Origin of the sequence: Halomonas sp. B23F22_3 (assembly GCF_043496965.1) — a bacterium.
Classification (GTDB): domain Bacteria; phylum Pseudomonadota; class Gammaproteobacteria; order Pseudomonadales; family Halomonadaceae; genus Halomonas.
The window spans coordinates 40,332-61,756 of sequence record NZ_JBIEKG010000006.1; the positions used below are offsets into that span (position 1 = coordinate 40,332).

Genomic DNA, 21,425 nt, shown 5'->3' on the forward strand with positions numbered 1-21,425 from the left:
GGTGCGATGATCCGCGCCGTCCCCTTGCCCGCCCGGTGGCCGACAGGCCCCGGCTGATCCCCTAACCCCGCCATAGCGAGACTCGACCATGCACTATCAGGACCACCTGCGTGTCGGCGCCGCCCAGATCAACGCCGCCCTGGGCGATGTCGATGCCAACCTCGAGCGTCACCGCGAGATGATCGCCCAGGCCCGCCAGGCGGGACTGGAGTTGCTGGTGTTCCCGGAACTCTCGCTGACCGGCTACAGCCTCGGCAACCAGGTGATCGAGCTGGCCTGTCCCGCCCACGACCCGCGGTTGACCAACCTCGCCCAGGAGGCCGGCGAGATGCAGACGGTGGTCGGCTTCGTCGAGGAGGCGAGCCCCGGCGAGTACTACAACGCCCTGGCGATCCTCCAGCACGGCGAACTGCAGGCGGTGCATCGCAAGCTCAACCTGCCCACCTACGGCGGCCTGGAGGAAGGCAAGCTCTTCACCCACGGCAGCGAGTTCACCCAGGGCACCGTGCAGCCGGGCTGGTCGGCGACCTCGCTGATCTGTGCCGACCTCTGGAACCCGGGGCTCGTGCATGCCGCCCTGCTGGCACGGCCCGCGGTGCTCTGCGCGCCGATCAACTCGGCCTCGGGCATCGTCAGCGAGGACTTCTCCAACGAGCAGAACTGGTCGGTCAACCTGCACTTCTACGCCATGACCTACGGCACCCCGGTGATCATGGCCAACCGCTACGGCCCCGAGGGCGAGAGCCACTTCTGGGGCGGTTCGCGCATCCTCGGCCCGCGCGGCGAGATCCTGGCCCAGGCCGAGGATCGGGAGATGCTGATCGAGGCGACGCTCTCGCGCACCGCCATCGCCCGCGCCCGCTTCGAGCTGCCCACCCATCGCGACGCCGACACGCCGCTGGTGCGCGACCTGATGGCCGGCTACCGCTGAGCCGAGCGATGCGGCCGGCTTAGGACGGCTTTCGACCGGCGAGGGAAACTGCTAGCGTAGTAGCGGAACCCGCTCATACAGGAATGTCGAATGGATACCTCGGTCAACAACGTCGTCGCCCAGTCCCAGGCACTGTCGCAGGCGCAGACCGCCCAGCAGGCCCAGATGAAGATCTTCAAGGAGGCCCTGGACAACCAGCAGCAGCAAGTCACGGCGCTGCTCGATTCGGCCGCCATCAGCCCGCAGCTTGCCAACGAAGGCAGCGTCGGCACCCAGATCAATACCTACGCCTGAGCGTCCCTCGCGCCGCCGCCCGGCGGCGCGAATCATGCCAGGCTCGCTCGTCTCGAGCGCGCCCGGCATCTCACCTCACTCCTCCCGCCGCCCCGGCATCACGTTCGCCCGTCTCGCGGCGCCTTTTCGCTCGTCCTCTCCCTGCGGCCTCCCGCGCAGTCTCGCCCGGCATCACTCCACACGCGGCAACAGGCCTCCCTCGAACGTGAACACGCGCTGGCCTTGGGAATCCCTGGATATCGACCGATCCTTGGGCAGCAATAACCTGCTATTTCCCGATGATCGACGGAATATCTCCACGCGAATGACGATATTTTCAGTGATCCTTGCCATTTATTCTTAATCATGAAGAATGACGCCCCGAATTCATCGCGCATACGGGCAATCACGACACCATGGACCTCACCCTCCCCTCGTTCTTCACGGACCTCGTGGCCGCCGGTAACGGCCTGATCTGGGGCAGCCTGCTGATCTACCTGCTGATCGGCGCCGGCCTCTACTTCACCGTCATGACCCGCGGCATCCAGTTCCGCTACTTCGGGCACATGTTCAAGCTGCTGCGCCACTCCCGGGAGGCGGACGGCGGCATCTCCTCCTTCCAGGCGCTCTCGACGAGCCTGGCGGCCCGGGTCGGCACCGGCAACCTGGCGGGCGTGGCCGTCGCCATCTACTTCGGCGGCCCCGGCGCCATCTTCTGGATGTGGATGACGGCGTTGGTCGGCATGGCCACCAGCTTCGTCGAGTCGACCCTGGCACAGGCCTACAAGGTCGACCACGGCGACCGCACCTTCCGCGGCGGCCCGGCCCGCTACATCGAGCGCGGCCTCGGCTCGCGCTGGCTGGCGGTGGCCTTCTCGGTCTGCCTGATCATCGCCTTCGGCCTTGCCTTCAACAGCGTGCAGTCCAACTCCATCGCCCAAGCCATGCAGGAAGCCTTCGCCCTACCCACCTGGAGCGTCGGCGTGGCGCTGGTCGTGGTGGTCGCACCGATCATCTTCGGCGGCCTCAAGTCCATCGCCCGGGTCGCCGAGCTCGTGGTGCCGCTGATGGCGGTGCTCTACCTGCTGCTGGCCGTGGTGGTGGTGCTGCTCAACGCCGCCGAGCTGCCCGCGGCGCTGATGACCATCATCAAGAGCGCCTTCGGCCTCGAGCAGGCCGCCGGCGGCGCCATGGGCTACGCCGTGGCCCAGGCAATCATGAACGGCATCAAGCGTGGCCTCTTCTCCAATGAGGCGGGCATGGGCTCGGCGCCGAACGCGGCCGCCACCGCCTCCACGCACCCGAACCATCCGGCCGCCCAGGGCTTCGTGCAGATGCTCGGCGTCTTCCTCGACACCCTGGTGATCTGCACCGCCACCGCCGCGATCATCATCATGGCCGGCCCGGAGCTTCTGGCGAGCGATGAGGCCAACGGCATCCAGCTGACCCAGATCGCCCTCTCCCAGCAGGTCGGTGACTGGGGCGGCCAGTTCATCGCCATCGCGATCCTGCTGTTCGCCTTCACCTCGGTGATTGCCAACTACTCCTACGGCGAGTCCAACATCGAGTACCTGGCCGGTCCCAAGCGCGCGGCGCTGGCGATCCTGATCTATCGCCTGGCGGTACTCGCCATGGTGATGATCGGCGCGGTGGCGAGCCTCACGCCGATCTGGAGCTTCGCCGACCTCTCCATGGGCCTGATGGCACTGATCAACCTCGTGGCCATCCTGCTGCTCTCGCCGATCGCCTTCGCGCTGTTCCGCGACTACGAGCGCCAGCTCAAGGCCGGCCAGGAGCCGAGCTTCGACCCCGACCGGTTCCCGAAGCTGGCCGACAAGGTCGACCGTAAGGCCTGGCCGGGTAGCGGCAAGCGCGACTGACGCGCTTTCCCCACCGCAAACGAAAAACGCCACGGCAGAGCCGTGGCGTTTTCGTTGGGGTGACGGGCGTGTCGCGATCGCGGCGCGATCAGTCGCGGCGATAGCTGCCGACCAGGCGGTTCATGCCCAGCAGGTGCGGCTCGAGCTTCTCCAGCAGCTCCGGCAGGCTCAGCCCCTCGGGCAGCTCGGTGGCCGTATCCAGCGCCAGCACCCAGAAGTAGTAGAGGTGCACGCCGTGGCCCTCCGGGGGCATGGGCCCGCCGTAGCCGAGGCTGCCGGTGTCGTTGACGCCGGGGGTGCCCACCGTGGTGGCCTCGTCGAGCGCGGTGACCTCGGCCGGCAGGTTGTAGAGCAGCCAGTGCACGAAGCCGTAGCTGCCGTTTTGCACCAGCGGGGCATCCGGGTCGTGGCAGATCACCGCGAAGCCCTTCGTGCCCTCGGGGGCGTCGCGCCAGGCGAGCGCCGGCGACACGTTCTCCCCCTCCCCGGTGTGGCGGGTGGGAATCGCCTCGTGGTGGGCAAACGCAGTGCTGGTGAGCTGCATGCTCGAGGGTGCAAAGGCCATAGGGCAACCTCCTCTGTCGACGTGTCGGATAAACGGTCGAGCGTCATGGCAAGGCCACGACGCTCTACTCACTGCATGATGGTCGAAGGCGACGGATTCAACCCGGGCGACCAAACTCCAGGCACCCTGGCGCCCATATCCCCCGGACTCTTTCGCTCCAGCCCTCTTCGAGCTGCACCCGGCCGGGGCGGATCAAGGCGTGAACTCGCCTAGCATCCGCAGGGTATCGACCTTCAACCGATCCTCCTCCATGGCTTGCCGGGCCTCGTCGGAGGCCATGAAGGCCTGGAAGCGCTCCATGTCCGGCACCTCGAGGATCAGCCCCACCGAGTTCGGATGCTCGGGGTTCTTGAAGGTGCGGGCGGAGACCCCGATCCGGGCGAACATCTCGTGGCGGCTGCCCGGCCCCTCCCGCCAGGCCTTGGCCCAGTGCTCGCCATCCTCGACCTCGTGAAACACGATCAGCGTAGCCATCGCTTGTCACTCCTATGACGCGTATGACGCGAACGCCACGTCCCGACGGCGACGCCGTAAGGTATCCGACCGTGCCGGCCGATGCCGGCAGGCCGGGGGGCATCCAGGCGCCGCCGTCGTCATGGCTAGCCCAAGAATAGGCCGCCGCCCCCGCCGTCGCCTCGGCCTCGAATCGGCGAGCGGCATGGAAAACGTCATCGAAAAGCATCAGGACGGCACGGCGGCCTCCCGGGGACAAGGCCTCAGGCGAGACACAGCTCGTCGATCAGCGCCGCGAGGCGCCGGCGCCCCTCGCCACCGAGCGCCTCTAATGGCAGCGGCAGGCACGGCGCCTCGACGAGCCCCGAGAGCTCCGCGGCGGCCGCGATCACCCGCAAACTGCCGCCCTGCTCGGCGAACAGCGACCACAGCGGCTGCAAGCGTGCCGAGAGCCGCGCCGCCTCCTCGGCGTGCCCCGCCTGGGCCGCGCGGGTGATCGCCAGCGCCTCTGCGGGAAAGAGCCCACCGATCACCGAGTACCAGGCCTCGCAGCCGGCATTGAGGCCGGTGGCGCCGAAGGCATCGCCGCTGACGCCGAGTGTGACGTGGCCGGGCAACCGCGCGCGAAGCCGCTCCACCCGTGCTCGCGCCTCCGAGGGATTTGCCGGCACGCCGGGAATCTTGATCGAGGCGACGTTGGGGAGTCTTGCGATCTCGCCATGCAGGTCATCGCTGAACGAAAACCGCGTGGTGCCGGGGTTATCGTAGACGCAGAGCGGCACCGAGAGCGCCCGGGTGACCGTCTCGTAGAGCCCGAACACCTCATCGTCCCTGAGCTTCTGGTACGACACCGGCGCCAGCAGCACCCCGCGCGCGCCGGCGGCCTGGGCATCGTCGGCCAGCGCAAGCACCTCGCGGGTGCGCAACGCGCCGATGCCCGCCATCACCGGCACCTCGCCGGCGTGTTCCACCGCAAGCCGAACCACCCGCGCCCGCTCGGCCCGGGTCAGGTAGGCGTAGTTGCCGGTGGAACCCAGCACGCCGATGGCGTCGACCCTGGCGGCGACCAGCCGCTCGATCAGGCGCACGAAGGCCGCCTCGTCCAGGCCTTGCTCGTTCATCGGGGTCAGGGGAAAGGCGCTGAGGCCGGTAAACATGCGAGTAGCTCCCGTTGAGATGAAATCAGGGTCGCGGCGCGAGCGAGACGGCATCGGGCCGCCCGCCTCGTCCAATGCCATTGGGTCGTCAGTAGGTCACGCGAATGTCGTGGTGGCGCACGAAGGTCTCCGCATAGAGGCTCGCCGCCACCGTGCCGATCGAGAGCGCGAAGGCCACGACGAAGCAGACGGCCGTCGCCTGGGGGACGTCCGCCATGTGGCGCGCCAGGAAGGAGAACGCGACCGCCAGCACAAACATCGCGATGGCGGTTTTATTCAGCAGGAAGTGCATGGGGATCTCGAAGGCCCAGACCTCCTCGCGGGCCTTGAAGCCTGCCAGGCCGACGCGGGCGTAGACCAGCGCCAGCAGCACGCCAACAATCATCAAGGCGGAGACATAGAGCAGCGGCTTGCCGACGGTCCATAGCGAATACCACAGGAAGACGGCATAGCCGGCGCCCGCCAGCCACGCCGCCAAAAGGGGAAGCATTATCAGGCCCATGGGTTCTCCTTTGCTTTTTTTAACGTTTGGGATAACCGGAAGAAAAAAGTGAAACAACAAGGGAGTGACGCTTTTTACTGTCCTACTTGATGGCATTGTTATGCATTTTCACTTTCTCGTTATCAGGCTATTAATCGACAAAGACCGTCCGTTAAAAATAAGCCATATAGGTTTTCCGTCATTCCTTGCCTCAATATGCAGGTGCGGCTCAAGTGTATTTCCTGAATTTCCAATTTCAGCCAAAAGCTGTCCCGTGGCCACGGTGTCCCCTGGCGCTACCTCAATGCTGCCTCTCCTCAGGTGAGCCATTAATATGTCCCCCATCAGACACTGCAGCACAATGTAATTGCCTTCCGGGTGATTTGTATCGGGGTTTCCTGGGGGGTTATCCGGCAAGCTGTCGCGAACCTTTAAAATAGCCCCCTGGCACGGACTATAGAGTTTCTCTCCAAATATTTGGTAGTTACTCAACACTCGCGGGGCCAAATTGTCTGCCTGATTACCGAGCAAGCTGAGCTTAACGATGTCTATGGCCAGCTTGTTGCCGGCCAGCGCGTGAAAAGGGTTCGTCACTATACTGGCGCCGCCTTGTAGCACGTAATAGGCGCCTGATCGAAGTGGGAATGTTGCGTCAAGCGTTTTACCAGAGGGATAATACGACGCAATGGCCAAGGTGTTCAGCAGCGCAAAAAGAAGAAAAATCAATACAGAGGCAACCGAGATTCGGTTATCATGCCTTCGAGAATAAGGACTACCGCACTTCATTCGGCAATATGAGAAAACGGCGGTCAAGGCGAATAGCGCTGTAAGAATATACCGCAAGTAATAGCTCGTGAAGACCCAAGGCCCCGTCATAAAAACGAAGGCAATGATGCTGCCGCATGCCAATACCCACACTGCCCAATTCGGCCAACTGCGATCCCGAAGACGGAGCAGCCATATTAGAGCAATTCCGGACAGAAGCACTGGGTAAAGCCCGAATAAAACGGGAAGATTTTTACTCATGATCTTGGCTCAGAAATGCATAACACTGATCACACCTCACGCTCGCAAATCAACTTGCACCTGCACGCGCGTATAAGAACACCATCCTGTCGACCGAACTCTGGATAACCCATTGAATCTCAGTTGGATTAACAAGTATTAGGCCACATCCTCCCTCCAATCATCGCGCACGCTGCATAACAAGGATGGATGAACCAGTGGTCTTTCACGTAATGGGCGTTATGGGCTATAGCTGACCGAGCCCCTGCGAGCATCGCTCGGCACAAGCCTCCCCACGCTACCGCCGGGTGAGGCCTTAGCGGGCACCACCCTCCTGGCAGCCGTGATCTGGTGTGGATCACGCCCCTTCCCTGGGGGAAATCAATGCTTAAGTGCTGCCTAATCTAGCGTGCTTTCGCATCGATTTACATGGCGCTTCATTTAAAAGGCTGACGGCGTGCGGGCGATGGGCCTAAGCGACACCATCACTCGGCCCGATCCAGCAGAAGGGGTTGAAGGCCACCTCCCACAGGTGACCGTCGGGGTCGGCGAAGTAGCCGGAATAGCCGCCCCAGAAGACCGGCTGCGCGGGCTTGACCAGGGTGGCGCCCGCGGCCACCGCCTGGGCGATGAGGGCGTCGACTTCCGCCTCGGAGCCCAGGTTATGAGCCAGGGCTACCCCGCGAAAGCCGCTGCCTTCGGCCGGCACGCCGGCATCCTCGGCGAGTGCCTCGCGGCCGTACAGGCCCAGCCAGCTGCCGTTGAGCGGAAAGAAGGCCACCTCGGGAGGCGAGTCCATGCGCGGCAGGCCCAGGCCCTGCTCGTAGAAGCGGATCGAGCGGGCCAGGTCAACGACGCCGAGGGTGATCATGCTGATTCTTGGATTCATGCGGTCTTCCCCCCTCACCGTGACCCGACACATCACGCTTTCAGCGTGGTCGGCCTGGCCAAGCGGCACAAGTCGGGCCTGGTGATGGGGCACAAAAACGCCCGCCCCGGCGTACCGGGGCGGGCGTGGAGCTCGGCCGCTATCGGCCGATTGGCTACCTCAGGAGGGGAAGCTGAACTGCGCGCTCTCCTGAGCGCTGCGCTCGGGCCAGCGCTGGGAGACGGCCTTGCGGCGAGTATAGAAGCGCACCGCATCGGGGCCGTAGGCGTGCAGGTCGCCGAACAGCGACTCCTTCCAGCCGCCGAAGCTGTGGAAGGCCACCGGCACGGGCAGCGGTACGTTGATGCCGACCATGCCCACCTCGATGGCATCGGCGAAGCGGCGCGCGGCCTCGCCGTCGCGGGTAAACACGCAGGTGCCGTTGCCGTACTGGTGGGCGTTGATCAGCGCGATGGCCTCCTCATAGGTGTCGACGCGCACCACGCAGAGCACCGGGCCGAAGATCTCGTCGCGATAGATGCCCATCTCCGGGGTCACCCGGTCGAACAGGGTGGCGCCGAGGAAGTAGCCTGGCGACTGCTCGACCAGCGGGTGGCTGCGGCCATCGACCACGAGCTCCGCCCCGGCGGCGGCGCCCTGCTCGATGTAGCCGGCGACCTTGTCGCGATGCGCGGCGTTGACCAGCGCGCCCATGTCGAGGCCGCGCTCAGTGCCGGGGCCGATCTTCAGGGTGCGCGCCTCGGCGGCAAGCTTGCCGACCAGGGCGTCGGCGGTGTCGTCGCCGACGCAGACGGCCACGGAGATCGCCATGCAGCGCTCGCCGGCGCTGCCGTAGGCGGCGCCGATCAGGGTGCTGGCGGCGTTGTCGAGGTCGGCGTCGGGCAGCACCACGGCGTGGTTCTTGGCCCCGCCCAGGGCCTGCACGCGCTTGCCATTCTCGGCGCCGCGGCGATAGATCGACTTGGCCACCGGGGTGGAGCCGACGAAGGAGAGCGCCTTGACGTCGGGGGCGTCGATCAGCGCCTCGACGGCCTCGCGGTCACCGTGCACCACGTTGAAGATGCCCCGCGGCAGGCCCGCCTCGTCGAGCAGCTCGGCCATCTTGATGGCGGCCGAGGGCACCTGCTCGGAGGGCTTGAGGATGAAGGCGTTGCCGCAGGCGATCGCCATGGGGTACATCCACAGCGGCACCATGGCCGGGAAGTTGAACGGCGTGATGCCGGCGACGATGCCCAACGGCTGGTGGTTGGACCAGGTATCGATGCCCGGGCCGGCGTTGTGGGAGTACTCGCCCTTGAGCAGCTCCGGCACGCCGCAGGCGTACTCGACGTTCTCGATGCCGCGCTTGAGCTCGCCCATGGCGTCCTCGAGCACCTTGCCGTGCTCCTCGGCGACCAGTTGGCAGATCTCGTCGGCGTCGCGCTCGAGCAGCATCTTGAAGCGGAACATCACCTGGGCGCGCTTGGCCGGCGGCAGATCGCGCCAGGCCGGCTGGGCCTCGCGGGCGGCGGCGATGGCGCGCTCCACGGTGGCCACGTCGCCCAGGGCGACACGGCGGATCGCCTCGCCGCTCGCCGGGTTGAACACGTCGATCCTGCGCTCGCCGGCCACGCGGTCGCCGGCGATCCAGTGGTTCACGTCTGTCATGGGGTCTCTCTTGAATTGAGCGGGAAGACGCACGCAGGCGTCTTCCTGGAACGTATTTCATCACGGAACCGATGAGCTGTGCCGGCAACAAGCCCCGGAGTGCCGGACCATCGCGAGGGCGCTGTAAACCCTTCCCTGGGCACTACTTTTGCCATCCATGGCAAAAGACCCTCGCTTCGCCTTGTCCCCGGCGCTCATCGAGCCGGGCAGGAGCTGTCAGACCTCCCGGTCGAGCAGCGCCTCGTCGAACGGGTAGCGCGAGAGCTTCTCGATGCCGGTCTCGGTGACCAGCACCTCCTCCTCCAGCTTGACGCCGTCGGCGGCGCCGACCTCGCCGATGTAGCTCTCCACGGAGACCACCATGCCGGGCTCGAGGATGCCGTCCTTGGAGAAGCGGTCGAAGTCCATGTGGTGGGCGACCAGCGGCGTCTCGCCGTGCATGCCCACGCCGTGGATGATCGACGGGTAGCGGCGATCGAGGAAGCGCTCGGGAATCTTCCAGGCGCTCTCGGCGATCTCGCGGTAGCTCATGCCCGGCTTGAGGATGCCCATGTTGTGGTGCACCTGATCAAAGGCCATGCGGTAGAGGCTCTTCTGGTAGGCGCTCGGCTTGCCCGGGCCGACGTGGAAGGTGCGCGAGAAGTCGGAGTAGTAGCCGTGACAGCCGATGGTGTCGGTGTCCAGCGCCACCAGCTCGCCGGGGCGGATCACCCGGTCGCTCGCCTCGTTGAACCAGGGATTGGTGCGCGGGCCCGACGAGAGCAGGCGCGTCTCGATGAACTCGCCGCCCTGCTTGATGATGTTGCCGTACATGGTGGCGAACAGATCGTTCTCGGTGACGCCCGGCTTGATGGCGGCCTCTACCTCGGCCACGGCGGCCTCGGCGCCGGCCATGGACTGGGCCAGGCAGGCGATCTCTTCCGGGGTCTTGATGCGCCGGCAGTGCAGGGTGTCCTGCATGCAGTCGAACACCTCGAGCCCCTGGGCCTCCAGCGAGCGCGCCAGGTTCAGGGCGCAGCGATCCAGACCGATCTTCTTGTTGCCGCGGCCGTGCTCCTCCATCAGCTCGGCGATCTCGATGCCGAAGGGGTCGGAGGACATGTTGTCGCGCTGGTTGACCGCCGACCACACCACCTTGGAGGTGCGCGCCTCGTCGATGGTCTCGAGCCAGGTCGAGACGTGGGCGCTGCCCGGGTACTCGAAGAGGATCACCGGGCCGTCGAGCGGCACGTAGATGTAGCGCGTGGAGTTGCGCAGGAAGTAGCCGAACATGTTGCGCGAGCCGGTGGCGTAGCGCTGGTTGTAGGGGTCGAACAGCACCACCGCGGCGTAGCCCTGCTCGTCCATCATGGCGCGCAGGCGCGACAGGCGTCCGGCGCGCAGCTGCACCGGGTCGAAGGCGGTGGGGATGCTGTCGCCGTTGGCCATGGGGGCCGAGGGGATCACCGGGATCTGGTCCGGCTCGTGGTCGGTCAACTTCTCGAAATCGACGATGCTCATGTCAGGGTCTCTCTTGTGGGGCTCGCGTGGGGGGCTGTCTCAAGCGGCGCCGGGTAAGCGGCGCCGCGAGCGCCGAGGTCAATCGGCCAGGCTGTCACTGCGCTCCATCCCTTCCTCGAGCAGGCGCTCGTGGACGGGGGCCATGCGCCCGAAGATGCGCTGGGCGCGCTCGGGGCGGCCGATGAAGCCGGGCTCCTTGGCGTAGGCAAAGATCACCGTGTGGCGCTCCTTGTCGCCCTCCACCGGGGTGACCCGGTGCAGCGAGTAGCGGCCGAAGAAGACCTGCAGGTCGCCGGGCTGAAGGTCCAGCGACTTGAGCCGCGAGCGGTCGCCGTCGATCACCCGTTCGACCTCGTCGAAGTTCTCGCCCTCGGGGCTGCGGATGCCGGGGGCGTACTCGAAGCGTCCGCCGCCGTGGGACTGGCGGGTCATCATGGTGACGATGAATTCGTTGGTGTCGTAGTGCCACGGATGCTGGCAACCCTCGCGCAGCACGTTGATGACGAGCCCCGCCAGCGGATCGGCGTAGGGGTGGATCTCCTCCTGCTCCACCACGCTGGCGATGAAGCGCTGGAAGCCCTCGTGCTGGTAGACCCGACGGATGATGGTGTCGTCATCGATACGGTCGCCGGCGACGAAGCCGTTGGTACGGTCGTCGAAGCGGTTCTTGGGGTGGCTGTCCGGCAGGCTCGGGTCGCCGGCGCTGTTGTAGGGATTGGTCTCGGTCTGGTTGTAATGCGCCTCCGGCGAGAGCCGCTCGGTCTCACGCTCCAGACGCGCCAGCGCCTCATCCGGTACGAAGCCCTTGAGCACCACGCAGCCATCATGGCCAAGCTGGCGGCGGCACTCGGCGATCATCTCGCGGCCGCGCTCGCTGTCGAGCTGGTGGATCGGGTAGCGCTCCAGATCGATCAAGCCGTGAAGTGAAGCGTCGTCTTCCTGAATGAGGGTGTCTTGCATGGCGAATCTCCTGCCTAAATCATAACGTCTGGACAGGGTAATCAGCCGAGTTTAATAATAGAAATGAATGGTTCAGATAAAACGCATTGCAAAGGCTCATAGATCATGGACACCGACCTGCTTCGCGCCTTCGTCACGGTGGCCGAGTGCGAAGGCTTCAGCGCCGCCGGCAAGGTACTCCACCGCACCCAGTCGGCGGTCAGCCTGCAGATCAAGCGCCTCGAGGATCAAATGGGCGAAATGCTCTTCGAGCGCACCAGCCGTAGCGTGGTGCTGACCACACCGGGGGGACGCCTGCTGCCCTACGCGCGCCATATCCTCAAGCTGCAGGACGAGGCGCGCCAGGTGATGGGGCTGGACCGCCAGGGCGAGCTGATTCGCCTCGGCACCTCGGAGGAGCAGGCCAGCACCTACCTGCCGGAGCTGCTGCCGCGCTTCGCCGCCCGCTTCCCCGAGGTGCGCCTGGAGGTGATGTGTGGCATCAGCGGCTCACTGGTCAACGACTTCCAGGAGGGATTGCTCGACGCCGCCCTGGTGGTGCGCCACGGCCCCACCCACACCGGCCGGCTGCTGGGGCGCGAGCAGATGGTCTGGGTGGTGGCCGAGGGCCGATCGATCGACGACTGGGAGACTCTGCCGCTGGCGCTGAACCCCGAGGGCTGCACCTTTCGCGCCCATGCCTTCGCGGCACTGGGGGCCTCGGAGCGCCGCTGGGACGTGCGCTACGCCAGCCAGTCGCCCACCGGCATCAACCTGCCGGTCCAGGCCGGGCTCGCGGCCACGGTGAAGACGCCGCGCAGCATTCCCGAGGGCTGTCGCATCGTCGGCGACGACGAGGGCCTGCCGCCTCTGGGGTACGTCGAGATCGAACTGCACCGCACGCCGGGCGCCACCAGCGACGCCTTCACCGCCTTCTGCGACGAGCTGGAGGCGATCGTCACCGGCACCGACTCGCTGGAGTCGCTCGAGTACGTGACGGGCGAAGGCTGAGGAAGGCAACAGACGCTGATGGTGCTTGCGGTTACAGACGAAGCCGCGGCGCGATGTGATCGAGAAAAGCGCCAATGCGCGCCGAAAGTGTCGTGTTGCGATAGTACACCGCCTGGATCTGTTCTCGTGGATGGGGGCTGATGACGCGATCGGCCATCAGGCTGATCAGTCGCCCCTTGTCCAGATCGTCCTGGATCATGAACCGGGAGAGGCAGGCGATGCCCTCACCGGACAGACACAGCTGGCGCATCACCTCGCCGCTTGTGGTTCTCAACCGGGGAGATATGTTGGCACCCCGCTGAGACAGCCCGTCCAGCGGCCAACGATTGAGGTTTTCCGCATTGAGAAACCCCAGTAGTCGATGCTCGTGCAGGGCCGCAGGACCAGTCGGGACGCCGAAGCGCTCCAGGTAGTGCGGACTGGCCACCACTCGCAACGGGGATCGGCCCAGGTGCCGTGCGTGCAGGGTGGAGTTCGCCAGCTCCCCGATGCGAATGGCCACGTCCGTGCGCTGCTCGAGCAGGTTGATGATGTCGTCAGAGGCCGCTAGCTCGAGCTCGATACCCGGATACTGCTCGTGAAAGTCGCCAATCAGCGGCACCAGCTGGTGCAGGACAAAGGGGGTGGCAGCATCGACACGCAGGGGGCCGCTGGGGCGTTCACGACTCAATCGGGTCTGCTCCTCGGCCTTGGCCAGCACGGCAAGGCCTTCCCGTATGCGTTCGACGAACGCACGACCCTCAGTGGTCAGGGTCACACTCCGCGTGGTGCGGTTGAGTAGCGGCGTACGGAGCTGCCGTTCCAGGCGCTGGACCGCGCGCGACACCTTGGCCACCGGCACGTCCAGCAGGCGCGCTGCAGCACTGAACCCCCCGCTGTCCACCACCGCCAGCAGCAGTTCCAGATCTTCGGTCCGACTCTGCATCCCCCTCCCTCCGGCCGATTATTGCCATAAACGTAAAGGTGTTTTGATTTTATCCCCATTTATCGCATAAACCAGCGGGCGCAGACTCCGCAGCGTTCACATCCCTCGAACGCTCACCAAAGGAGCCACGCCATGCCCATCGCATTGTACGCACTGATGCTCAGTGCCTTTGCCATCGGCACCACCGAATTCGTTATCGTCGGACTGGTGCCCACCATTGCCCAGGATCTGGGCGTCTCGCTGCCCTCGGCAGGCCTGTTGGTCAGCCTCTACGCGACCGGCGTCGCGATTGGGGCCCCGGTGCTGACCGCCCTCACCGGACGATTGAATCGCAAGCTGGTGCTGCTCGGCCTGATGGCCCTGTTCATCGCCGGCAACCTGCTGGCCTGGCAAGCCCCGGGTTATGGCTCACTGATCACGGCCCGCATTCTGACCGGCCTGGCCCATGGCGTGTTCTTCTCCATCGGCTCGACCATCGCCACCAGCCTGGTCAGCAGGGACAAGGAAGCCAGTGCCATCGCGCTCATGTTTACCGGCCTGACCGTGGCTCTGGTGACCGGCGTACCGCTGGGCACCTGGATCGGCCAGAACTTCGGCTGGCGCGCCACCTTCCTGGTGGTCTCCGCGCTGGGGGCCGTGGCTCTGATCGGCAGCGCCTTGCTGGTCCCAAGCAACCTCAAGCAGGCCGTACCGGCGACGCTCGGACAGCAGTTCAAGGTACTGACCCATCCGCGCCTGCTGCTGGTCTATCTGATCACTATCCTCGGCTACGGTGGCACCTTTACCGCCTTCACCTACCTGGTACCGATCCTTCAGGACGTCAGCGGGTTCGGCAACAACGCCGTCAGCCTGATCATGCTGGTCTACGGTGCCTCGGTCGCCGTCGGCAACATCTATGGTGGCAAGCTCGCCGACCGCATGGGCGCGATCCGGGCCCTGACCCTGATCTTCACGGGCCTTGTCGCCATCCTGCTGGTGCTCTCGATCTCGGCTAACCACCCACTTGCCGCCGTATTGACCGTGCTGGTCTGGGGCGCCTTCGCCTTCGGTAACGTGCCGGGCCTGCAGGTCTACGTGGTGCAACAGGCCGAGCGTTTCGTGCCCCAAGCGGTCGACGTCGCCTCCGGTCTCAACATCGCCGCCTTCAATATCGGCATCGCCTTGGGTTCGGTCGTCGGAGGCCACGTCGTCGACGGCATGGCGCTGACCGATACGGCCTGGATCGGCGCCGGTATCGTCATGCTCGCCCTGGTCCTGACCCGCCTGTCGGGCGCCATGGACCGTCGCAGCCAGGCCGCCACCGTCCACGCCTGAGCCCGAGCTTCCCGTCTGCCCGAAGCCGGCACCGGTGCTGGGCAGGCCCTCCCTCGCTTGCCGGGTCAACAGGCCCCGCGCCTCATCGACGACTCGATACGCTGTCGTCCCGCCTCCGATAGCCTCGAGGCGGGACGAGATCCGAGCACCGCCGAGCGGCCGTGACAAACAAAAACCCCCGGCGATGCCGGGGGCAATGATCAGCGCAGGCTAGCCGGGGCATTACTCCTGGCTGGCCGCATCCACGCCGCTGTCGGGCGCGACCTCGTCATCCTCGAGCGACGCGTCATCCGGCGTCTCTGCCTCGACCTCGTTGGCGCTATCGACGCCGCCCTCTTCGACGACCGCATCATCTTTCAGCATGCCGTCATCGGGGGTCGTCCCCTCGGTGACCTCGTTGGCGGAATCGACACCGGTCGGGTCGGTCATCTCTTCATTGTGGTGATCCGCCAGGGCGGCACCCGAGAACATCATCATCAGTGTCAGGGCTGAAGCAGTGGTCACGATGCGTTTCATGGTGAACCTCTCATTCAGTGGATGGCACGTCTGGTGAATAGCACTTGCGGTGAAGAGCAAGTCAGTACACTCGATCTCTTGTATAAATGCTGTACACAAACTATTCAAACATTAGACATAACGCAACCCCTCGATCCTGGAGGAGTTATCTGTGCGTACCAGTCGAGACATCCTTCCGACGGCGTGAGTTCCTGACACCCTGCGGCAGTGCCTGAGCCGGCGAGTAGATCGAAGGCGAAGAGGCGCGTGGCTACTGGCGGCGCGCCACCCGCGGCGAGACGCCGAAGTACGCCTTGAAGGCGCGGGCGAAGCTGGAGCCGGAGGTAAAGCCGCAGGCCAGTCCCACCGAGAGCACCTCCATGTCCGTCTCCACGAGCAGATGGCGGGCACGCTCGAGGCGCAGCTTCAGGTACCACGCCCGGGGGGAGCTATCGATATGCTGCTCGAAGAGGCGCTGCAGCTGGCGAAGCGAGACCCCGCTGCGACGGGCCACTTCGGCGAGCGACAGCGGCGTCTCGAGGTGGCGCTCCATCAGCGCCACCGCCTCGACCAGACGACGATGGTGCACCCCCAGACGCCGGGCCAGCGACATGCGCTGCTGGTCGCGCCGGGTGCGAATGCGCTCGTGGATCAGCTGCTCCGAGACGTCGATGGCCAGGCGCGAGCCGTGCCGGCGGGCGATCACCTCCAGCACCATGTCCATGGCCGCGGTGCCGCCGGCGCAGGAGAAGCGCCGCTTGCCGAGCTCGAAGAGCTCGTCGGAGGTCTCGATGGCCGGGAAGCGCTCCTGGAAGGCCGGCAGGCTCTCCCAGTGCAGCGTGACCCGCTCGCCCGCGAGCAGGCCCGCCTCGGCCAGCAGGAAGCACCCGGTATCGAGGCCGCCGAGCACGCAGCCGGCCTGATCCAGGCGATGCAGCCAGGCCATCAGCGGGCGACTCAGGGTGTCCTCCGGGCCGAAGCCGCTGCACACCGCCAGCGACGGCAGGTGATGCACCTCGCCGATGGCGCGATCGGCGAGCAGCGTCATGCCATTGGAGGCCGTGACCGGCCCGCCGTGCTCGCTGATCAGCTGCCAGTCGAACAGCGGTCGCGCTGCGATCCGATTGGCGATGCGCAGCGGCTCGACGGCCGAGAAGAAGGCCATCATCGAGAAGCGAGGCAGCAGCAGGAAGCCGACGGCTTCGGGCAGCAGCCCATGGTAGTCCAGACGCATGGCGACTCCTTTCGAACGATCAGGCCCCTGTGACAACAGGGCGCGCGACCGATATGCGTGTCCACGGCGACGAGGATACCCGCTGTGAGACAGGTGATCACGAAGCGCGCCTCCCCCCTCGCATCGCGAGCCGCCGGGCGGCTAGACTGAACGCCAGAACTCCCGATGCGAGGCGTCACCGTGTCCGACCACGAGAAAACCATCCTGGCCTTCGATGAGGCCGGCAACGAATACTTCATCGACATGTTCGTCAGCGTCCGCGATCTCTCCGATCTGCAGCATGCCGGCGCGGCCGGTAGTGGCCTGCCCTCCTTTCGCACCCGCGAGGGCCACGCGGTCACCCACCTGGGCGGTGGAGAGTTCGCCGTGACGGTCCCCGGCGAGGAAGAGTCCCTCACCGTCCGCACGCAGGATTCCGAGTTCGTGTGAGCGACACCGGGTGCGCGCGGGGAACGACGCCGGCGGCAAAGCGCATGCCGCGCCCGAGCCAGTTCGACCCTCTCGCGCCCTTCCTCCGGGATCACTCGCGGTCGCGTGAAACGCTATACTGAAGGTTGTGTCATCTCGACAGCGCCCACCGCACAGGAGGGACGAGAGTCATGCCTTCATCGACCCATCACGTCATACCCAACCCCGAGGGGGGCTGGAGCGTGCATCGCCACGGCGCGCAGCGCGCGAGCCGTCATTTCGCCACCAAGAAGGCCGCCGAGGCCTACGGAAGACGCGTCAGCTTCAACCAGCAGACCGTGCTGATCATCCATCACGAGGACGGTTCCAGGACCGCCTCCGACGATGCCGCCTCCGATCCTCCGAAGGCACGCCGGAAGACCTCGAACGGCGATCGCTGACGCGCCGCTAGCCGAACGTCCAGCGCCTGGCCCTCCGCCCATCCCCCGCTAGGTAGCACTGAGGTAGACTCCCCTTCATCATGCGTCACTGATCTAACCGGTGAGGGGAACACCCATGAACTATCTCGGCGCTCACGTCAGCGCGGCGGGCGGAGTCGACAAGGCGGTCGAACGGGCCGTGGCGATCGGCGCCGACGCCTTCGCCCTGTTCACCAAGAACCAGCGCCAGTGGCAGGCCAAGCCGCTGGCCGACGAGACCATCGAGGCCTTTCGCGCGGCCTGCGACGCCCACGGCTTCGGCCCCGGCCAGATCCTTCCCCACGACAGCTACCTGATCAACCTGGGCCATCCGGAGGCCGAGGGACTCGCCAAGTCGCGCGCCGCCTTCCTCGAGGAGTTTCGCCGCTGCGAGCAGCTCGGGCTCTCGCTGCTCAATTTCCATCCCGGCAGCCACCTGAGAAAGATCAGCGAGGGCGACTGCCTCGCCCGCATCGCCGAGTCGATCAACCTGGTGCTCGCCGAGACCCGGGGCATCACCGCGGTGATCGAGAACACCGCGGGCCAGGGCAGCAACCTCGGCTGGCGCTTCGAGCAGCTGGCCGAGATCATCGAGCAGGTGGACGACAAGGGCCGCGTCGGGGTGTGCATCGATACCTGCCACGCCTTCGCGGCCGGCTACGACCTGCGTACCGAAGAGGCCTGCACCGCCACCCTCGACGAGCTCGACCACGTGGTGGGGCTTGGCTACCTGCGCGGCATGCACCTGAACGATGCCAAGAGCGAGTTCGCCAGCCGGGTGGATCGCCACCATAGCCTCGGCCAGGGCAACATCGGCCTGACGGCCTTCACCACCCTGATGCGCGAGCCGCGCATCGACGGCATCCCGATGATCCTCGAGACCATCGACCCCTCGATCTGGGCCGAGGAGATCGCCTGGCTGCGCGGCCAGCAGGCGAGCCGCGAGCGCGCCAGTTGACCCCCGGCAGTGGCCTCGGGCATGCTCAGCAAGCGATTGACACACCAAGGAAAAACGATAATGAAAGGTTTTGCACGCACGACGCTGGCACTCGCCGTCTCGCTGGCCATGACCGCCGGCGCCCACGCCGCCGAATTCGACGACATGGACCCGATCACCCTGCGCCTGGCGCATGTGGTCAACGAGCAGGATGGCTTCCACATCGCCGCCGAGAAGTTCGAGGAGCTGGTCGAGGAGCGCACCGCGGGCAAGGTGGACATCGAGCTCTATCCCAACGCCACCCTGGGCGACGAGCGCACGCTGCTCGAGGCGATGCAGATCGGCGCCGTGGACATGGGCGTCATCACCAACGGCCCGGTGGCCAACTTCGTCGAGGAGATGGCGGTCTTCGAGCTGCCCTTCCTCTTCCCCTCCCCGGACGCCGCCTATGAGGTGCTGGACGGCCCGATCGGCCAGGAGCTGCTCGCCAAGCTCTCCGAGGTCAACCTCAAGGGGCTGGCCTACGCCGAGCGCGGCTTTCGTAACCTGACCAACAGCGAGCGTGCCGTCACCTCGCCCGCGGACCTCGACGGGCTGCGCATCCGCGTCATGGAGAACCCGGTCTACGTCGACACCTTCCGGGAGCTGGGCGCCAACGCCATTCCCATGGCCTGGACCGAGGCGCTGACCGCGATGCAGCAGGGCACCATCGACGGCCAGGAGAACCCGGTCAACGTGATCCACTCGTTCAAGCTCTACGAGACCCAGGACCACATGACCCTGTCGCGCCACACCTATGCCCCGGCGATCTTCGTCATGGGCATGCCGGCCTGGAGCCAGCTGCCCGAGGCGGCCCAGGCGGTGCTGGTAGAGGCCGCCCAGGAGGCCGCCGAGCACGAGCGGCGCGTCAATGGCGAGATGGCCGCCGAACAGCTGGCGGCGCTGCGCGAGGCCGGCATGCAGATCGTCGAGGAGCCGGATATCGCGGCCTTCCAGGAGGCCGTGGCGTCGGTCTACGAGCAGTACGGCGAACAGTTCGGCGACTACCTGCCGCGCATTCAGGAGGCGCTGAAGTAAGTGTCTCGTAGGTCCCTGTCCGTGCTAACCGCCGCCCTGACGACCCTGCACCGCATCGAGCGCCTCATCGACGCCGCCCTTCGTCCCGTGGTCTTCGCGGGCATGGCGGCGTTGATCGGGGTGATCACGCTGCAGATCATCTCGCGGGTGTTCTTCCAGGCGGTGGGCTGGACCGAGGAGGTGGCCCGTTTCCTGCTGGTCTGGATCACCTTCCTCGGGGCCACGCTGGCCTTCCAGCGTGGCCGCCATATCGCCGTGACCTTCCTGGTCGACGCCCTGCCCGGCCGGCTCGCGCGGCTCGCCCGCATCGTCGCGGTGCTGGTGGTACTCGGCTTCATGATCGCCCTGGTGATCATCGGCTGGGAGTACATGCAGGTGCAGAGCTTCCAGAAGTCGGCCTCGCTGCGCCTCTCCATGACCTGGGTCTATGCCGTGATGCCGCTGTGCGCCGCGCTGATGGCCTGGTACGCCTTCGTCGACCTGATCGGCCTGATCACGACCGGCAACGTCGACGGCGACGCCGACGATGATGCCGCACCTCACTCCCCCGAGGACCCTCCGGCATGACCGCCCTGCTCTTCGTGCTGTTCTTTCTCTTCATGCTGCTCGGCGTGCCGGTCGCCCTGGCGATCGGCGCGAGTACCCTGCTGGCCCTGCAGGCCCAGGGCGTGCCGCTGATGGTGGTCACCCAGCAGATGTTCCAGGGCATCAACTCCTTCGCCCTGGTGGCGGTGCCCATGTTCATCCTGGCCGGCGACCTGATGGCCCAGGGCAAGGTCAGCGAGAAGCTGGTCGACTTCGCCGACGCGCTGTTCGGCTTCCTCAAGGGCGGACTCTCCATCGTCTCGGTGCTGGCCGGCATGTTCTTCGCCGCCATCTCCGGTTCCGGGGCCGCGACCACCGCCGCGGTGGGCTCGAGCCTGGTGCCGGAGCTACGCAAGAAGGGCTACGAGCCCGCCTCGGCGGCCAGCCTGATCGCCGCCAGCGGCACCATCGGCGTGGTGATTCCCCCCTCGGTGCCGATGATCATCTATGCGGTGATCGCCCAGCAGTCGGTCTCCCAGCTCTTTCTCAGCGGCTTCCTGCCCGGCCTCGCCATGGGGCTGGGCCTGGCCACCATCGCCATCGTCCAGGCCTACCGCCGCCAGTATCCCCGCGGCACGACTTTCTCTCTGGCGACCATCTGGCGGACCCTGAAGAGTGCCAGCTGGGGGCTCGCCACGCCGGTGATCATCCTCGGCGGCATCTTCTCCGGCATCTTCACCCCCAGCGAGGCCGCGGTGGTGGCGGTCAACTACGCGCTGATGGTCTCGCTGTTCGTCTATCGCGACCTCGGCATCAAGGACGTCTACCGCATCCTGATCCGCTCGGCGATCACCACCTCGGTGATCATGCTGGTGATCGCGACCTCGGCGGTGCTCAGCTGGACGCTCTCCAGCTGGCAGGTGCCCGGCGCCATCGCCCAGGCGGTGCTGTCGATCTCCACCGATCCGTACGTGATCATGCTGCTGGTGGTCGCGGTGATCCTGCTCACCGGGGTGTTCATCGAGACCGCCAGCGCCCTGATCATCCTCACCCCGGTGCTGCTGCCGCTGGTCACCCAGCTCGGCATCGACCCGATCCACTTCGGCCTGATCATCGTGGTGGGGCTGGCCATCGGCATGATCACCCCGCCGGTGGCGATCAACCTCTACGTGGCCTCCTCGGTCACCCAGCTGCCGCTGGAGCGCATCACCCGCGCGATCATTCCCTACCTGCTGGGGCTGGTCGCGGTGCTGCTGCTGGTGGTCTACGTCCCGATACTGCTCGGCCTCTCCGGCTAGAAGAGCCGGCACGCCTCGCGCCA

The 21,425-nt window shown here is 66.0% G+C and carries 23 protein-coding genes; 11 read left to right on the forward strand and 12 right to left on the reverse strand.

Annotated features, from left to right (window positions below):
* Positions 1-88 precede the first annotated feature (88 nt).
* The 3 genes from ACGTNG_RS14560 to ACGTNG_RS14570 all read left to right on the forward strand — a co-directional run bounded on the left by ACGTNG_RS14560 (position 89) and on the right by ACGTNG_RS14570 (position 3,084).
* Positions 89-931 carry a nitrilase-related carbon-nitrogen hydrolase gene (locus ACGTNG_RS14560; RefSeq protein ID WP_394797246.1) on the forward strand — a complete coding sequence of 281 codons (843 nt, stop codon included), beginning with the start codon at positions 89-91 and terminating at the stop codon, positions 929-931.
* Between the two features lie 90 nt (positions 932-1,021).
* On the forward strand, positions 1,022-1,225 hold the full coding sequence (locus ACGTNG_RS14565; protein WP_394797247.1) for a putative motility protein: 204 nt from the start codon (positions 1,022-1,024) through the stop codon (positions 1,223-1,225).
* Positions 1,226-1,620: 395 nt separating this feature from the next.
* The gene (locus ACGTNG_RS14570; RefSeq protein ID WP_394797248.1) at positions 1,621-3,084 is read left to right on the forward strand and encodes an alanine/glycine:cation symporter family protein; all 1,464 of its coding nucleotides are present in this window, start codon (positions 1,621-1,623) and stop codon (positions 3,082-3,084) included.
* 88 nt (positions 3,085-3,172) lie between these two features.
* On the opposite strand, the gene ACGTNG_RS14575 is transcribed toward ACGTNG_RS14570, so the two are convergent.
* The 9 genes from ACGTNG_RS14575 to ACGTNG_RS14615 all read right to left on the reverse strand — a co-directional run bounded on the left by ACGTNG_RS14575 (position 3,173) and on the right by ACGTNG_RS14615 (position 11,741).
* Positions 3,173-3,649: a YbhB/YbcL family Raf kinase inhibitor-like protein gene (locus ACGTNG_RS14575; RefSeq protein ID WP_394797249.1), complete on the reverse strand. Its 477-nt coding sequence runs from the start codon at positions 3,647-3,649 to the stop codon at positions 3,173-3,175.
* Positions 3,650-3,841: 192 nt separating this feature from the next.
* Positions 3,842-4,123, reverse strand: a complete 282-nt coding sequence (locus ACGTNG_RS14580) for a hypothetical protein (protein ID WP_394797250.1) — start codon at positions 4,121-4,123, stop codon at positions 3,842-3,844.
* A gap of 242 nt (positions 4,124-4,365) precedes the next feature.
* Entirely contained in the window at positions 4,366-5,259 is an 894-nt protein-coding gene (locus ACGTNG_RS14585) for a dihydrodipicolinate synthase family protein (protein WP_394797251.1), read from the reverse strand.
* Between the two features lie 88 nt (positions 5,260-5,347).
* On the reverse strand, positions 5,348-5,761 hold the full coding sequence (locus tag ACGTNG_RS14590) for a hypothetical protein (protein WP_394797252.1): 414 nt from the start codon (positions 5,759-5,761) through the stop codon (positions 5,348-5,350).
* Positions 5,762-5,869: 108 nt separating this feature from the next.
* Entirely contained in the window at positions 5,870-6,766 is an 897-nt protein-coding gene (locus ACGTNG_RS14595; protein WP_394797253.1) for a M23 family metallopeptidase, read from the reverse strand.
* A gap of 451 nt (positions 6,767-7,217) precedes the next feature.
* A complete protein-coding gene (locus ACGTNG_RS14600) occupies positions 7,218-7,634 on the reverse strand; it encodes a VOC family protein (RefSeq protein ID WP_394797254.1) in 417 nt (138 codons plus the stop codon).
* 159 nt (positions 7,635-7,793) lie between these two features.
* Complete coding sequence (locus ACGTNG_RS14605) at positions 7,794-9,281, reverse strand: CoA-acylating methylmalonate-semialdehyde dehydrogenase (protein WP_394797255.1); 1,488 nt, start codon at positions 9,279-9,281, stop codon at positions 7,794-7,796.
* A gap of 216 nt (positions 9,282-9,497) precedes the next feature.
* Complete coding sequence (locus tag ACGTNG_RS14610) at positions 9,498-10,781, reverse strand: M24 family metallopeptidase (RefSeq protein WP_394797256.1); 1,284 nt, start codon at positions 10,779-10,781, stop codon at positions 9,498-9,500.
* Between the two features lie 78 nt (positions 10,782-10,859).
* A complete protein-coding gene (locus tag ACGTNG_RS14615; protein WP_394797257.1) occupies positions 10,860-11,741 on the reverse strand; it encodes a HalD/BesD family halogenase in 882 nt (293 codons plus the stop codon).
* Between the two features lie 105 nt (positions 11,742-11,846).
* Here ACGTNG_RS14615 and ACGTNG_RS14620 point away from each other — a divergent pair, with 105 nt between their 5' ends.
* Positions 11,847-12,731 carry a LysR family transcriptional regulator gene (locus ACGTNG_RS14620; RefSeq protein ID WP_394797258.1) on the forward strand — a complete coding sequence of 295 codons (885 nt, stop codon included), beginning with the start codon at positions 11,847-11,849 and terminating at the stop codon, positions 12,729-12,731.
* 31 nt (positions 12,732-12,762) lie between these two features.
* Here the strand turns inward: ACGTNG_RS14620 and ACGTNG_RS14625 are convergent, their stop codons facing one another.
* A complete protein-coding gene (locus ACGTNG_RS14625) occupies positions 12,763-13,656 on the reverse strand; it encodes a LysR substrate-binding domain-containing protein (RefSeq protein WP_394797259.1) in 894 nt (297 codons plus the stop codon).
* Positions 13,657-13,788: 132 nt separating this feature from the next.
* On the opposite strand from ACGTNG_RS14625, the gene ACGTNG_RS14630 reads away from it, so the two are divergent.
* Positions 13,789-14,970 carry an MFS transporter gene (locus tag ACGTNG_RS14630; protein WP_394797260.1) on the forward strand — a complete coding sequence of 394 codons (1,182 nt, stop codon included), beginning with the start codon at positions 13,789-13,791 and terminating at the stop codon, positions 14,968-14,970.
* Between the two features lie 222 nt (positions 14,971-15,192).
* On the opposite strand, the gene ACGTNG_RS14635 is transcribed toward ACGTNG_RS14630, so the two are convergent.
* Both ACGTNG_RS14635 and ACGTNG_RS14640 read right to left on the reverse strand, forming a co-directional pair.
* Positions 15,193-15,486: a hypothetical protein gene (locus ACGTNG_RS14635; RefSeq protein WP_394797261.1), complete on the reverse strand. Its 294-nt coding sequence runs from the start codon at positions 15,484-15,486 to the stop codon at positions 15,193-15,195.
* Between the two features lie 250 nt (positions 15,487-15,736).
* Positions 15,737-16,699, reverse strand: coding sequence for a GlxA family transcriptional regulator (locus ACGTNG_RS14640; protein WP_394797262.1), 963 nt, complete (start codon positions 16,697-16,699; stop codon positions 15,737-15,739).
* 180 nt (positions 16,700-16,879) lie between these two features.
* Here ACGTNG_RS14640 and ACGTNG_RS14645 point away from each other — a divergent pair, with 180 nt between their 5' ends.
* From ACGTNG_RS14645 to ACGTNG_RS14670, 6 genes are all read left to right on the forward strand, one after another.
* Positions 16,880-17,128, forward strand: a complete 249-nt coding sequence (locus ACGTNG_RS14645; RefSeq protein ID WP_394797263.1) for a hypothetical protein — start codon at positions 16,880-16,882, stop codon at positions 17,126-17,128.
* 170 nt (positions 17,129-17,298) lie between these two features.
* Complete coding sequence (locus tag ACGTNG_RS14650; RefSeq protein WP_394797264.1) at positions 17,299-17,547, forward strand: DUF2188 domain-containing protein; 249 nt, start codon at positions 17,299-17,301, stop codon at positions 17,545-17,547.
* A gap of 115 nt (positions 17,548-17,662) precedes the next feature.
* Complete coding sequence (nfo, locus tag ACGTNG_RS14655) at positions 17,663-18,523, forward strand: deoxyribonuclease IV (protein WP_394797265.1); 861 nt, start codon at positions 17,663-17,665, stop codon at positions 18,521-18,523.
* Positions 18,524-18,583: 60 nt separating this feature from the next.
* On the forward strand, positions 18,584-19,579 hold the full coding sequence (locus tag ACGTNG_RS14660) for a TRAP transporter substrate-binding protein (RefSeq protein ID WP_394797266.1): 996 nt from the start codon (positions 18,584-18,586) through the stop codon (positions 19,577-19,579).
* Between the two features lie 21 nt (positions 19,580-19,600).
* On the forward strand, positions 19,601-20,146 hold the full coding sequence (locus tag ACGTNG_RS14665) for a TRAP transporter small permease (RefSeq protein ID WP_394797267.1): 546 nt from the start codon (positions 19,601-19,603) through the stop codon (positions 20,144-20,146).
* Entirely contained in the window at positions 20,143-21,402 is a 1,260-nt protein-coding gene (locus ACGTNG_RS14670; RefSeq protein ID WP_394797268.1) for a TRAP transporter large permease, read from the forward strand. Before ACGTNG_RS14665 ends, ACGTNG_RS14670 begins: the two co-directional genes overlap by 4 nt.
* Positions 21,403-21,425: the final 23 nt, after the last annotated feature.

What these genes read in the sequence shown, in the direction of transcription:
- ACGTNG_RS14625 (WP_394797259.1), bottom strand. Translation starts at nt 13,656, where the DNA reads ATGCAGAGTCGGACCGAAGATCTGGAACTGCTGCTGGCGGTGGTGGAC.
- ACGTNG_RS14650 (WP_394797264.1), top strand. Translation starts at nt 17,299, where the DNA reads ATGCCTTCATCGACCCATCACGTCATACCCAACCCCGAGGGGGGCTGG.
- ACGTNG_RS14630 (WP_394797260.1), top strand. Translation starts at nt 13,789, where the DNA reads ATGCCCATCGCATTGTACGCACTGATGCTCAGTGCCTTTGCCATCGGC.
- ACGTNG_RS14590 (WP_394797252.1), bottom strand. Translation starts at nt 5,761, where the DNA reads ATGGGCCTGATAATGCTTCCCCTTTTGGCGGCGTGGCTGGCGGGCGCC.
- ACGTNG_RS14640 (WP_394797262.1), bottom strand. Translation starts at nt 16,699, where the DNA reads ATGCGTCTGGACTACCATGGGCTGCTGCCCGAAGCCGTCGGCTTCCTG.
- ACGTNG_RS14660 (WP_394797266.1), top strand. Translation starts at nt 18,584, where the DNA reads ATGAAAGGTTTTGCACGCACGACGCTGGCACTCGCCGTCTCGCTGGCC.
- ACGTNG_RS14670 (WP_394797268.1), top strand. Translation starts at nt 20,143, where the DNA reads ATGACCGCCCTGCTCTTCGTGCTGTTCTTTCTCTTCATGCTGCTCGGC.
- ACGTNG_RS14580 (WP_394797250.1), bottom strand. Translation starts at nt 4,123, where the DNA reads ATGGCTACGCTGATCGTGTTTCACGAGGTCGAGGATGGCGAGCACTGG.
- ACGTNG_RS14570 (WP_394797248.1), top strand. Translation starts at nt 1,621, where the DNA reads ATGGACCTCACCCTCCCCTCGTTCTTCACGGACCTCGTGGCCGCCGGT.
- ACGTNG_RS14595 (WP_394797253.1), bottom strand. Translation starts at nt 6,766, where the DNA reads ATGAGTAAAAATCTTCCCGTTTTATTCGGGCTTTACCCAGTGCTTCTG.
- ACGTNG_RS14575 (WP_394797249.1), bottom strand. Translation starts at nt 3,649, where the DNA reads ATGGCCTTTGCACCCTCGAGCATGCAGCTCACCAGCACTGCGTTTGCC.
- ACGTNG_RS14610 (WP_394797256.1), bottom strand. Translation starts at nt 10,781, where the DNA reads ATGAGCATCGTCGATTTCGAGAAGTTGACCGACCACGAGCCGGACCAG.
- nfo (WP_394797265.1), top strand. Translation starts at nt 17,663, where the DNA reads ATGAACTATCTCGGCGCTCACGTCAGCGCGGCGGGCGGAGTCGACAAG.
- ACGTNG_RS14615 (WP_394797257.1), bottom strand. Translation starts at nt 11,741, where the DNA reads ATGCAAGACACCCTCATTCAGGAAGACGACGCTTCACTTCACGGCTTG.
- ACGTNG_RS14635 (WP_394797261.1), bottom strand. Translation starts at nt 15,486, where the DNA reads ATGAAACGCATCGTGACCACTGCTTCAGCCCTGACACTGATGATGATG.
- ACGTNG_RS14585 (WP_394797251.1), bottom strand. Translation starts at nt 5,259, where the DNA reads ATGTTTACCGGCCTCAGCGCCTTTCCCCTGACCCCGATGAACGAGCAA.
- ACGTNG_RS14560 (WP_394797246.1), top strand. Translation starts at nt 89, where the DNA reads ATGCACTATCAGGACCACCTGCGTGTCGGCGCCGCCCAGATCAACGCC.
- ACGTNG_RS14620 (WP_394797258.1), top strand. Translation starts at nt 11,847, where the DNA reads ATGGACACCGACCTGCTTCGCGCCTTCGTCACGGTGGCCGAGTGCGAA.
- ACGTNG_RS14565 (WP_394797247.1), top strand. Translation starts at nt 1,022, where the DNA reads ATGGATACCTCGGTCAACAACGTCGTCGCCCAGTCCCAGGCACTGTCG.
- ACGTNG_RS14605 (WP_394797255.1), bottom strand. Translation starts at nt 9,281, where the DNA reads ATGACAGACGTGAACCACTGGATCGCCGGCGACCGCGTGGCCGGCGAG.
- ACGTNG_RS14600 (WP_394797254.1), bottom strand. Translation starts at nt 7,634, where the DNA reads ATGAATCCAAGAATCAGCATGATCACCCTCGGCGTCGTTGACCTGGCC.